This window comes from Phocaeicola sp. HCN-6420 (assembly GCF_037890145.1).
In the GTDB taxonomy this organism is placed as follows: domain Bacteria; phylum Bacteroidota; class Bacteroidia; order Bacteroidales; family Bacteroidaceae; genus Phocaeicola.
In genome coordinates, this window is record NZ_JBBKBJ010000005.1 from 60,420 (window position 1) to 72,666 (window position 12,247).

Annotated in this window: 9 protein-coding genes; 1 reads left to right on the forward strand and 8 read right to left on the reverse strand. The window is 50.4% G+C overall.

Annotation, left to right across the window (positions count from 1 at the left end; genetic code table 11):
* Positions 1-98 precede the first annotated feature (98 nt).
* Genes WKT12_RS04775 through WKT12_RS04795 form a run of 5 tightly spaced genes read right to left on the reverse strand, consistent with a single transcriptional unit; the run spans position 99 to position 5,805 of the window.
* Positions 99-1,421: a TolC family protein gene (locus WKT12_RS04775; protein WP_340318957.1), complete on the reverse strand. Its 1,323-nt coding sequence runs from the start codon at positions 1,419-1,421 to the stop codon at positions 99-101.
* Between the two features lie 12 nt (positions 1,422-1,433).
* A complete protein-coding gene (locus tag WKT12_RS04780) occupies positions 1,434-2,531 on the reverse strand; it encodes an efflux RND transporter periplasmic adaptor subunit (RefSeq protein ID WP_021971111.1) in 1,098 nt (365 codons plus the stop codon).
* Between the two features lie 47 nt (positions 2,532-2,578).
* Positions 2,579-3,823, reverse strand: a complete 1,245-nt coding sequence (locus tag WKT12_RS04785; RefSeq protein ID WP_340318958.1) for an ABC transporter permease — start codon at positions 3,821-3,823, stop codon at positions 2,579-2,581.
* Between the two features lies 1 nt (position 3,824).
* Positions 3,825-5,075, reverse strand: coding sequence for an ABC transporter permease (locus WKT12_RS04790; RefSeq protein WP_340318959.1), 1,251 nt, complete (start codon positions 5,073-5,075; stop codon positions 3,825-3,827).
* 10 nt (positions 5,076-5,085) lie between these two features.
* Complete coding sequence (locus WKT12_RS04795; protein ID WP_021971114.1) at positions 5,086-5,805, reverse strand: ABC transporter ATP-binding protein; 720 nt, start codon at positions 5,803-5,805, stop codon at positions 5,086-5,088.
* Between the two features lie 156 nt (positions 5,806-5,961).
* Here WKT12_RS04795 and WKT12_RS04800 point away from each other — a divergent pair, with 156 nt between their 5' ends.
* Positions 5,962-6,936 (forward strand): ROK family protein, encoded by a 975-nt coding sequence (locus tag WKT12_RS04800; protein WP_021971115.1) that lies wholly within the window; start codon positions 5,962-5,964, stop codon positions 6,934-6,936.
* A 229-nt stretch (positions 6,937-7,165) separates the two neighbouring features.
* Here the strand turns inward: WKT12_RS04800 and WKT12_RS04805 are convergent, their stop codons facing one another.
* The 3 genes from WKT12_RS04805 to WKT12_RS04815 form a co-directional block, all read right to left on the reverse strand.
* Positions 7,166-8,833, reverse strand: coding sequence for a glycoside hydrolase family 43 protein (locus tag WKT12_RS04805; RefSeq protein ID WP_340318960.1), 1,668 nt, complete (start codon positions 8,831-8,833; stop codon positions 7,166-7,168).
* Positions 8,834-8,972: 139 nt separating this feature from the next.
* Positions 8,973-10,199 (reverse strand): DUF4861 domain-containing protein, encoded by a 1,227-nt coding sequence (locus WKT12_RS04810; RefSeq protein WP_340318961.1) that lies wholly within the window; start codon positions 10,197-10,199, stop codon positions 8,973-8,975.
* A gap of 178 nt (positions 10,200-10,377) precedes the next feature.
* Positions 10,378-11,904, reverse strand: a complete 1,527-nt coding sequence (locus tag WKT12_RS04815; RefSeq protein ID WP_340319015.1) for a glycoside hydrolase family 28 protein — start codon at positions 11,902-11,904, stop codon at positions 10,378-10,380.
* Between the last annotated feature and the right edge of the window lie 343 nt (positions 11,905-12,247).

Below are 12,247 nucleotides of genomic sequence, written 5' to 3' on the forward strand. Positions count from 1 at the left end.
TTTCCGAAATCGTAACACAGACCAATAGCCGCAGGTTGTACGTTGAGTATCGCCTGCGGCTCTCTTTTTATATAGACGTCTGTCGGTTTCGGGGGAGGTTATAGCGTGAGCGGAATACCGCGGTAGAAGTCGAGTATCTTGGTGCGGAACAGGTAGTCGTACTTGGCCTGAAGGCGGTCTGAAACGGCTTTCATCCACGCTGTGCGCGATTCGTTGTACTCGGTGGCGTTTGCCTTGCCGTTGGCGTATTTTTCCTTCATCAGTTGGAAGGAGGCCTGTGCGGCTTCGTCGGCGGTACGGCTGCTGCGGTACTGGGTTTCGGCATTTACGGCGTTGTAGTACGCCTGCTGTATTTCCTTGTAGAGGGTTTTCTTGCTCTCTTCCAGTTGCCAGTAGTAGGTGTGCTGCTGGATGCGTGCGCTCCGTACACGGTTGCGGGTGCTGAAGCGGTCGAAGATGGGGATGCTGAGCGAGAGTCCGATGTACTGGCTGAAGTTGTCGCGCAACTGTGAGCCGAAGTTGCCGTTCTCCATGCCCGATACGTTGTAGAAACTGGTGCTGATGCCTGCTCCGAAACTGAGTTGCGGGTAATAGGCTCCTTTGGCAATGCGGATATTCTTGTCGGCACCTTCCAGACGGTACTGGGCCGCTTTGATAGCCGGCTTGGTGAGTACCGCTTCGGCATAGACTTCGGCGGGAGAGGTCTGTATGCTCAGGCTGGTGAGCGAATCGACTGCCGGCGATACGATACCGAAGTCGTCGGGAGAGGGGAGTTCCAGCAACTGACTCAGGTCGAGCAGGGCAAGGCGGCGGTTGTTTTCGGCCTGTACGGCAGAAAGCTCGTCCTGTGCCACGCGTGCCTTGGCTTCGTACCATTCTGCCTGCGAGGCTTTACCGTTCTTGTAGAAAGCCGTTTTCTGGTCCAGCATCTCCTTGCTCAGCGTCAGTTGGTCGTTGGCCACCTTCACCAGTTCTTCGTTGAAGAGCACTTGCAGGTAAGCCGATGCCACCTGGATGCTGATATCCTCCTTTGCCTTGTTCAGGTCTTCCATGGCAGCCTGCAGGTTCAGCTTCGAGAGTGCCACGTTGTTGATTCGTTGCAGTCCGTTGAACAGCGGGATGCTGGTCGTCAGGTTCAGACCGGTATTCTGTGTATTCAGACTCTTGTACGTATTATCCGACTGAAGGCTTCGGCCGAAGTTGAACGAGTGCGAGGCACTTCCGTTCAGGTCGGGCAGGAAGCTGTTTCGTGCCGTACTTACTTCCACTTTGTTCTGGTCGCGCTGTGCTTCCTGTTGCTTGATGTTCAGGTTATTGGCGATGGCGTGGTCGATACACTGCTTCAAGTCCCATTTCTGCTGTGCCTGTACCGGCAGCAGGGCAGTGGCAGAAGCTATAAAGAGAAAATGTTTCAGTTTCATGGTTGCGGGTGATTAGTTTTCTTTTTTCAGGCCGCGCACAAAATCGTTTGCACTCAGTCCCTGCTTGATTTCTATCTTGATACCGTCGCTGATACCTGTTTTGACTGCCCGGCGTTCGAACTGCTGTTGAGGCACACTGTCGGTCAGCACATACACAAAGGCCGAATCGCCTGCAAACTCCAGTGCATTTTCGGGTACGGCAAGTACATTGTCGGCGCGCTGGAGTTCCATTTCGGCATTGGCGCTGTAGCCCGAACGGATAGTTACACTGTCGGGTACGTTGATGGCAGCCTTTATCTCAAACTGGTTGGCACCGTTGTTTTCTACGCTCTTGGGTGAGATGTACTCCAGTACGGCGTCGAACTTCATGTTCTGCAAGGCTCCCAGTGTGATTTTAACGGGGATGCCTTCACGTATATGTCCTACTTCCGTTTCGTCTACGTTGCCGCGGAAAATCAGGTCGCCCATGTCGGCTACGGTAGCGATGGTGGTACCGTCGTTGAACGTGTTGCTCATGATGACCGAGTTACCCACCTTGATGGGCACGTCGAGTATCAGTCCGTCGATGGTCGAACGGATAAGCGTACTGCTGAACGAAGCACTGTTCTTGGTGATACCTTCCTTTACAATCTCCAGATTATCTTTTGCTGCCTGAATCTCCTCGCGCGCCTGACGGGCAGCCAGCAGGGTCTTTTCGTATTCCTCGTTGCTCACCAGCTTGTCCTTGTAGAGCTTCTCCATACGTGTCAGGTCGGTTTCTGCCTGCCGTCCGTTCATCTCTGCCAGCCGGACACGGCTTTCGGCGGAGTTCAGTTGTCCCAGTTCGGGGATGACCTTTACCTTGGCTATCACTTCCCCCTTCTTTACTTTCTGTCCCGCCTCCTTGTATACTTCGGCAATGATACCCGAAATCTGAGGCTTGATTTGTACTTCGTCGCGCGGCTCAATCTTGCCTGTAGCCACGGTAGTCTGTACCAGATCGGTCTTTTCTACTCGCTGAATGTTGTACTGTGCTTCTTTAGGCTGTGACTTTTGATACAGGAAAACGAATGTTCCTATAAATATCAGTGCGATGAGCACCAATATGCCAACTTTGATAAATTTCTTCATATGAATTGGTTTATGTTTTTATTTCAATGGTTTGACGGTCGGGTTAATTATTCGTCGCGTATGGCTTCTATCGGCTTTATCGCCATGGCACGGTAGGCAGGAATCAGTCCCGCCAGCAGTCCCAGTACGATGAGCAGGACGCAGGCTCCGATGGCTTGCCAGAAACTGATGAGGAAATGTGCCGGGAGTCCCGGTTCCGAGGCCCCCGTTTCTACGGCATTCAGCAGGAATACGGCAAACGTGATGCCCGCCATGCCTGCCAGTGTGGTAAGTACCATACTTTCCAGCAGAATCTGTTGCAGGATATCACTCGGACGTGCACCGATGGCACGGCGGATGCCGATTTCGGTAGTACGTTCCTTTACGGTAATCATCATGATGTTGCTCACTCCGATGGCACCGGCAAGCAGCGTACCCAGTCCTACGAGCCACCCTAAGATGCGGATGCCGGTAAACAGGTTGTCCATCATGCTGAACATGGCTTCCGCATTGACGCGGATAACCGCCTGTTCGTCATCGGGGTGGATGGCGTGTGCCTGTTTGACGATGCGTTCCACTTCCTTTTCCACCTGACTGATGGAGTATCCTTTTTTTGCCGTATAGCCCAGCATGTCGATGCGGTTGCCCCGGTTATAGTTCTGCTGCATGGTACTGAAGGGAATGACGACCGACGTTTCCGACTGTCCGTTGACCGACATGTTGCCCGTCGCCTCGTTGACTCCCACTACCCGGTAGTAGATACCGTTTATCTCAATGTATTTGCCGCACGGATCATCCTTCTTTGGGAAGAGCGTTTCGTAGATACGTTTCCCGATGACACACACCTTCCGGCGGTCGCGTATGTCGGTTTCGTTCAGCGGACGCCCCAGACGGATAATCGGTTCCTCTATCCGGTCGTAGTCCGGATAAAGCCCTTTCAGCGTTCCCGATATGCTGTATTCCTCGTACACGATATTCACTCCCCACTGGGCAATGGTAGCCGTTACGACGTCCAGTCCCTGTACGCAGTTGCGTATACGCTCCACATCCTGATTGTCCATACTCCACCATCTTCCCTGCTGGAATCCCTTGTAAGCCTTCGAAGTATTGTTCGTTCCCATGAACCCCGAGTTGGTGGCGAAGCCCTGAAACTGCCGTGAGAGCATGTCCTGCATGCCTTGTGCGCCTCCCATGAGTGCCACCAGCATGAATATTCCCCAGAAGATGCCGAATGCCGTCAGTATGCTTCGTGTTTTGTTGCGTGTAATGGTGAGGAAGATTTCCTCCCAGGTGTCAAAATCGATTCTTCTCATGTCAGTCTGCTCTTAGTGCTTCTATCGGACGGATGCGGGCTGCCTTCCGGGCGGGGAAGAGTCCGGCAAGCGTACCGGCGATAATCAGTGTCAGGGTAGCCTGAATGGCAATACTCAGGTCTACCGTAGGATTCTCGAAGACCGTTACGCTGAACACGCCCGCGTCGACGGTCTGCTTGCCTGCCACCTGATTCATGTACTCGGTGACGGCGATGCCTGCCACCATGCCGATGTAGCCGAAGAAGGTGGTGATGGTCACACTCTCCGAGATAATCAGCCACAGGATGGAGGCGGGTTTGGCTCCCAGTGCCTTACGGATGCCGAACTCGTGTGTACGTTCGCGCACGGTGATAAGCATGATGTTGCTCACGCCCACGATACCGCTCAGCAGGGTGAATATGCCGATTACCCAAATGGCGATATGCAGGATGCGGGTAGCCGACTGCTGCTGGAGGTACTGTGTAAAGCGGTTCCACATCCAGATGGCGCTCTGGTCGGTAGGAGAGAAGCTTTTGTGCAGCCCCATCGCCTGCCGGTAGTCGGCTTCAAACTTCTGGTTGGTAGCTTCGTCGGTCAGTCCTTCGGTGGCAAATGTCAGGTTGTCGATGCTGTCGCCCTTGCCGTATACCAGTTGGACGGTGGTGAAAGGTACCAGTGCCGAAGGCGAGAAACTGTTCTGGTCGGTATAGATACCCACTACCCGGTAGGCTACTCCCTGTACGTCGACGTATTGCCCCAGCGGTTCTGTGTGTGGAAACAGTATGCGGATGGTCTTCTCATGCAGGACAAGCACCTTTCGCCGCTCCCTCATGTCGCGGTCGTTGATGAAACGTCCTTCTTTCAGCTTTACCGCCTCCAGCTCCGTATAATTAGGAAATACCCCTTGCAGAGAGATGGAAACATGCTCCTTGCCGAAAGTCAGGATAGCACCATCCTTGCTGACGCTGGCTCCCGTCGACGTTACGTTTTCGGGGAAAGCCTGTTCGGTAAGCTGCCGGTCGCTTTCATCGAGCGAAAGGCGTCTGCCCTCCTTCAGTCCCTTGAAGGGCTTCGACGTATATCCCGGATAAATCTTGATGGAATTCATTTTCATGTTTCTCGACTGCCCTTCGAAGGCATGTATCAGTCCGTTTCCGGCTCCCAGCAGTACAATCAGCATGAAGATTCCCCATGCCACCGAGAAGCCCGTCAGAATGGTACGCAGCTTGTTGCGCATGATGGTACCATATATTTCTTGTATCAGATCTGTCATGGCTGTGTGTTTATTTCATGAAACCGTTCTTGCCGAAAGGAGAAGCGTTGTGGTCGATGTTGTCTTCTATCCGTTCTATCACCCCGTCTTTGATGTGAATGATCTTGTTGGTCTGGTTCGCCACCCCGCTTTCGTGTGTCACTACTACGATGGTCAGTCCCTCCCGGTCGTGCAGTTCCTTCAGGATGTTCATCACCTCCACCGAGGTCTTGCTGTCCAGTGCGCCGGTCGGCTCGTCGGCAAGGATAATCTGCGGTTTCGAAATCAGTGCCCGTGCGATGGCTACACGTTGTTTCTGTCCGCCCGAAAGCTCGTTGGGCATGTGGTGTGCCCACTCCTTCAGTCCCAGCTTGTCCAGATACTCCAGCGCCAGTTCGTTGCGTTTCTTCCTGCCCACCCCCTGATAGAATAGCGGCAACGCCACGTTCTCCATGGCATTCTTGAACGAAATCAGGTTGAACGACTGGAAGATGAACCCGATCATACGGTTGCGGTACTCTGCCGCGCGGGTTTCACTCAGGTTCTTTATCAGTACGTCGTTCAGGTAATATTCGCCCGAATCGTAATTGTCGAGGATACCCAGAATATTCAGTAAGGTAGATTTTCCCGACCCCGAAGCGCCCATGATGGACACAAATTCTCCCTTTTCTATTTGCAGGTCGATACCTTTCAGTACGTGAAGCGGTGCTCCATTATAATATGTCTTGTTGATGCCCTGTAATCGTATCATAATAAAATGATTTTTGTGTCTTAAACTACGTATCGTTAGACGCGGCTAAGATATAAAAAGTTACATGAGGGGTAAATAAATTAGGAAAAAATTTGTTCGGTTTTCCCGTATTGCGTACATTTGCCACATATAACTAACCTTTAACAATTTAATGTCATGACAATAAATATGGAAAAGCCCTATGTGGTAGGAATGGATATCGGTGGTACTAATACTGTTTTCGGAGTGGTTGATTCTCGTGGTAACGTACTGGCTTCCGATTCAGTAAAGACACAGCAATATACCGAAGTTAACGAATACGTTGATGCTGTCTGCAAGAAATTGCTTCCGTTGCTGCAACAGTTTGGTGGTGCAGAAAAGATAAAAGGTATGGGTGTAGGTGCTCCTAACGGTAACTATTACAGTGGAACAATCGAGTTTGCTCCGAACTTGCCGTGGAAGGGAGTTATTCCTTTGGCTGCTATGTTCGAAGAACGCCTGGGTATCCCTACAGCACTTACTAACGATGCCAACGCAGCTGCTATCGGTGAAATGACATACGGTGCTGCTCGTGGTCTGAAGGATTTCATCATGATTACACTGGGTACAGGTGTTGGTAGCGGTATCGTTATCAACGGTCAGTTGGTTTATGGTCACGATGGTTTTGCAGGCGAGTTGGGACACGTTATCGTCGATCCGGCTGGTCGTATGTGCGGATGCGGACGTAAAGGCTGTCTGGAAACTTACTGCTCGGCTACTGGTGTGGCTCGTACTGCACGCGAATTCCTCGTTGCACGTTCTGAACCGAGTTTGCTGAGAAACATTCCGTCGGAAGAAATCCAGTCGAAAGATGTATACGATGCAGCTGTGAAAGGTGACAAGCTGGCTCTGGAAATCTTTGAGTATACCGGAAAGATTCTGGGTACTGCTCTGGCCAACTTCGTTGCATTCTCAAGCCCTGAAGCAATTATTCTCTTCGGTGGTCTGGCTAAATCGGGCGACTACATCATGAAGCCTATCCAGAAAGCTCTGGAAGACAATGTCCTGAATATTTACAAGGGAAAAACAAAATTACTCCTTTCTCAGTTGAAAGATGCTGATGCTGCCGTTCTGGGTGCCAGCGCTCTGGGTTGGGAAGTAAAAGAAGCATAAGAAAATAATATTTTGTATTTTTACATATCGGGGTTCGGAAGTCGTGAGATTTCCGGACCTTTTTTTGTGCTGTGCCGATAAGCGGAAAATGATGCCGTACCGATGAACGAAAAAAAGTATCGTCCTGTCAGGCAAAAAAAACGTGCCGGCATTTTTCAGAAAATGTCAGCACGTTTTGAGTAAAACGTCGGCACGTTTTTTTATTTTTTGTACAAAAAATCGGGAGAGATTACTTGTCTATTCTGAACCAGTCGACATCAACCCAGCCGCCGTCGTTGGTCGTGATGGCAGGACGCGTACAGAAGGTACCTACCTTGGCACCGATCCACTTGCCTTCCTTCACCTGAAATTCTTTGCCGAACTTGTGGAACTTCTTTCCGTTGGTGCTGTAGCTCAGTTGGCACATCACTATCAGGTCGTGTCCGCCCTCGCTCTTGCTTATCTTTTCGCCCGTAGTGGTGATTTCGGCACGCAGGTAGATTTCATTCTCCTTCAGCGGAAGAGTTTCGTTGACGGTTTCCTGACCTCCACGGTCGGCTTTCTTGCATTCTACCTGCGAGAGAACCAGTCCGTTTTCGGTATTTTCCAGTACGATGCCTGCGTAGTCCATACCCATAACTACCAGTCCGGTACGTTCACCTTTGTATTTGGCAATAGGAGAGAACTTCAGTTTCATGGTTGCGTTGAAGCTGGGGGCAGGGAATTTCTGCAGCAGCATGTTCGATACGTCCCACAGGCTCTTGTAGTTTTCGGGAACCGGGTACGAGTAAAGGCGCAGTACCCCGTGTTCCTGATCGGCAAAATACCACTTGTCGTTGATGTTGGCATTCCACTGCCACTGCAAGCCCAGTTCGTTGGTATTGAACTCATCGCTTTCCTGCGGTGTGCATACAGGATACGTCTTGCCTACGTTCGGTTTCTTGTAAGTCAGTACCGGTTCGCCGCAGCCGTCGCCATCCTTGTCCTCACCGATGACAGGCCAGTCGTTTACCCATTTCATCGGCTGCAGGTGAACCAGACGTCCGGCAGCACCTACATCCTGAAAATGCAGAAACCAGTCTTCTCCGCTGGGAGTATCTACCCATCCGCCCTGATGAGGACCGTTTACCGTTGTATTGCCCTGTGCCAGCACTGTTCTCCATTCGTACGGGCCGTATACATTCTTCGAACGCAGTACAACCTGCCAGCCTGTAGGAACGCCGCCTGCCGGATGGAAGATATAATAATATCCGTTGCGTTTATAGAATTTCGGTCCTTCGCAGGTTTCGTGTGCCTCATGACCGTCGAATACGATGCGTGACGGTCCGATGGTACGGGTAGCATCCGCACTCAACTCGCATACGGCAATCACGCTCTTCAGTCCCGCACGGCTTCCCGCAAAGGCATGAGCCAGATAAACCCTTCCGTCTTCATCCCACAACGGAGTGGTGTCGATGATGCCTTTGGCTGCCTTGACCAGTACCGGTTCACACCACGGACCTTTTACATCCTTTGCCTTTGTCATAAAGATACCCTGATCGGGGTCACCCCAGAAAATATAGAACTCACCGTCGTGATGCCGGATGCACGGAGCCCACACACGGTTGCCGTGCTGAGGTGCTACATCGGTATGCGGAGCCAGCGACCGCGGTACGGCGGCACTCACGATGCTCCAGTTGACCAAGTCTTTGGAATGTAGAATCTGCAATCCCGGCAGGCAGCCGAAGCTGGATGAGGTCATGTAAAAGTCGTCGCCTACACGGCATACGTCGGGGTCGGAATAATCGGCATACAGTACCGGATTCTTGTACGTACCGTTGCCCTGGTCGGCTACCCATACCTTCGATACATAGTTCTGTGCCTGTACGGCAGGAACGAGGCAGCTTCCTAATAAAATGGATAATACGATAGATTTCATGGATAATAGTTGTTGAGTTAATAAATTGTTTTCAAGCAGTCAGCTTCACTGTTCAATAATACGCATAGTGAAGCTGACCGACCGGCTTCTTTTTATTTATTTAACGTTTTTAATGCCGGCATTTGTGTTTGTGTCGTGACTATTTCTCTACGATTGTTATCTTAACGGGCTGTTCCAATGACTTTTTCCATGCTTGTACATAAGCAAACCATTTTTCTTTGTCGGGGTATCCGAAGGTTTCCTTGCACGAAGTGAATGAGGTGTAATAGCGGAACGAATGCTGACCGGGAGCGCTGACGGTGTACAGGAAGTTTTCCTTGTCGGCCGTTTCTTTCACTACATATTTCTCTGGAATATAGGTAGCCAGTCCCACGGTTTCCTTTTTATACTTTACGGTGTCGTTCACCGGCCAGTCGGTACCCCAGCTTGCCACCAGTCCCTTGTGGTCGGAAAACATGTCGGCATGTCCGGTAATGTTCTGTACTCCGGTACAGAAAACTTCCTTATCCAGCGGAGCGTCGAACAATACATCCACCTGTGCGTCACGATGTCCGGCGTACAGCGTATAGCGGTTTATCATGTTCAGTTCCTGTCCGGCGTACTGCCATCCCTTTACTTCGGCATCGACAATGGTACGTACCGGTCCCGAAGCCAGTATGCGCTGTCCGCGTACGGCAACCGGTTTGATAAGCGTAGACTGTGTACCGTCCCAGCCTCTCAGGGTTCCTGCTCCGCAACTGCTGTTTACCTTGATGACATCGTCGCCGAAGCCGCGCTTCAACTGCTCGTCGGTAGGATAGAACTGACTCTCCTCCAGTTCCAGTCCCTTATGGAACTTCCCGTACAGGTCGGTTGTCTGTTTCTCGTTGAAATAAATACGATATGCCACCAGCTCACTTTCGAAGGCAGCTCCGTGGTGATGCTGTACGTTGTACGTGTCTGAAGCCCCGTCGGCATAGATGGCATACCCTTTGGCATACTTGTTTTTCTTCGACGTGCGGAACAACATTTCGGCATACACACGTGCCGGATATTTCTTGTCGCTCTTGATACTTGAGAGTGTAATGTTGAGTGTCTTTTTGCCCGAAGCCGGCAGATTGATGACGAAAGCCAGTTCGTCGGCACGCGTATCACAGTCCATGTCGTCAAGCTGTGACGGAATCTCCTCGTTGCCGTCGCGTACGACAGCCGACTTGACGGTGAACCCTGTACCCAGACTGCCGAGGTCGATTACCACCGGTTCGTCCACCTTTTCAGCGTTCCACGGATTCTCCACCACGACTTGAATCTTCTTTTCCAGGGCTTGTGCCGAAGCGCTCAGTCCTCCTGCCAGTAGTGCCAGGCAGGCTATAGAGAATATTTTCATACTGCGTTTTTGTTTTTATTGCTATCCGGCAAGTCCGTCGGATAATGTTATCATTGTTATTAGCATGGTTTGCAAAGGGAGAAAGGATCTGTAAACATAAAGAAACAAGTCGGAACACTTGAACCGGATGTTTGCAGACCCTTTATCGTCCTTCTTTTAGGTAAGGAAAGATACCGGATCAGAATTTATACGATTCGGCTTGGTTTCCTACCTTTTTATATTGTTTGTCACCTATGGTAATGTTTGTCACATTTTGCAGCTTCAGGTTATTTCCACCTTTTGTCGTAATAACCTTTACATTTTTCAGTGTAGCTCCATCGGTACGGTTCAGTATGACACCATCCTTGGCATCCGACATGGTGACATTTTCGATGAATACATTCTTGATCGGCATTTCCGGCAGACCGTTGAACAACATGGCACGTCCTACGTTCTTGGCTGTTACATTCTTGATAAAGATATCGCGGAAAGCAGGCGTTTCTTCCGTAACGGCAGGTACCTTTTCTCCTGTCGGATTGTTGTAGCCGTCACCCTCTCCCGGAGCATTGCCACCGTAGAACAAGTCGAAAATCAGTCCCTCATTCGGGATATTAATCATGTTGATGTTGTTGATGTGGATATTTTCTACCACACCGCCACGTCCGCGGGTACTCTTGAAGCGCAAGCCTACATCGGTGCCCAGGAAAGTACAGTTGTCTACATAGATATTCTTTACTCCGCCCGACATCTCACTGCCGACAACGAAACCGCCATGTCCGTGCAGCACCACATTGTTGCGGATAATCACGTTCTGGCAAGGTTCACCGCGGCGTCGTCCGTCCTCATCCTTACCCGACTTGAGGCAGATACCGTCGTCGCCCGCATCGAAGCTGCTGTTCTCAATCAGCGCACGGTTGCACGATTCCAGGTCGAGTGCATCCCCGTTCTGCGAATACCACGGATTTGAAACACTGATTTCATTGATGGTAATATCTTCGCAAGACAACGGATGCAAGCACCAGCTTGGCGAATTTTTGAAAGTGACACCTTCCAGCAGCACTTTTTTACACTTGATGAAGCTCAGCAGTACCGGACGCAGCCAGTCGCGTATGCTGTTCCATTCCTCGTCGGTATTGATTCCTTCGGGCACATTGAAGTTCTTGCATGCCATGGCACCCTTTATCGAACCTTCGCTGGGGTACCATACATCTCCGGATTTATCGAGTACGCCTCCCGAAGCAACCAGTTTCTTCCACTGGCTGCCGGTCATCTTTCCCTTCTTGACCGGACGCCAGGTATCTCCGTTTCCGTCCATGACACCCTTTCCGGTAATGGCAACATTTTCGGCATTGAGAGCAGATATTGGCGACTGGCAACGACGTGTTTCCAGTCCTTCGAATGAAGTTTTGATGATAGGGTACTGCGTATGATCGGCAGTAAACAGAATCAGCGCATTTTCCTCCAGATATAAATTGATGTTGCTCTGCAGTACGATAGGACCGGTAAGCCATAGTCCGGCAGGTACAATCACCTTTCCTCCACCTTTTTCGGCAACAGCCTTGATGGCCTTATCGAATGCTTCTGTATTGAGAGTAATGCCGTCGGCTACAGCTCCGAATTCTGTAATGGAACGTGAATAGTCGGGGAATACCGGCAACTGCACCTTGTCCATCTGGAACGGCAGTTCACCGTAAATATTATCTGCACCGTTTGCATTGTCTGCCATAGCACCAACCGGACTGCCCAGTGCGAGGGCCGTGATACCTATGGAGAATGCCCATTGTCTTAAATTGTTCAGTGTAATCATGAGTTATTATATTTATGATATTTATTGTTCTTCCAGTTTCATACTATAAGGTTCCCGATACGTATATTATCCTGATAGCCTGCCAACGTTCTTTCACAGAAGATTGACAGGCAGGATAATAAAGACCTTTTTTTAACCTAATTTCTAACCTTAATAAATATTATGAAAAACCTCTTGCTTATGTCACAAAAGTACGGGGTTTCCCGGAAAACGATGTGAACATTTTGACTGAATAGGTGAAAAAAATGTGCAATTTTATCTT

Bases quoted from the DNA above. Each gene is read 5' to 3' on its own strand.
- WKT12_RS04800 (WP_021971115.1), top strand. From the start codon at position 5,962: ATGACAATAAATATGGAAAAGCCCTATGTGGTAGGAATGGATATCGGT.
- WKT12_RS04780 (WP_021971111.1), bottom strand. From the start codon at position 2,531: ATGAAGAAATTTATCAAAGTTGGCATATTGGTGCTCATCGCACTGATA.
- WKT12_RS04815 (WP_340319015.1), bottom strand. From the start codon at position 11,904: ATGGCAGACAATGCAAACGGTGCAGATAATATTTACGGTGAACTGCCG.
- WKT12_RS04810 (WP_340318961.1), bottom strand. From the start codon at position 10,199: ATGAAAATATTCTCTATAGCCTGCCTGGCACTACTGGCAGGAGGACTG.
- WKT12_RS04785 (WP_340318958.1), bottom strand. From the start codon at position 3,823: ATGAGAAGAATCGATTTTGACACCTGGGAGGAAATCTTCCTCACCATT.
- WKT12_RS04805 (WP_340318960.1), bottom strand. From the start codon at position 8,833: ATGAAATCTATCGTATTATCCATTTTATTAGGAAGCTGCCTCGTTCCT.
- WKT12_RS04775 (WP_340318957.1), bottom strand. From the start codon at position 1,421: ATGAAACTGAAACATTTTCTCTTTATAGCTTCTGCCACTGCCCTGCTG.
- WKT12_RS04795 (WP_021971114.1), bottom strand. From the start codon at position 5,805: ATGATACGATTACAGGGCATCAACAAGACATATTATAATGGAGCACCG.
- WKT12_RS04790 (WP_340318959.1), bottom strand. From the start codon at position 5,075: ATGACAGATCTGATACAAGAAATATATGGTACCATCATGCGCAACAAG.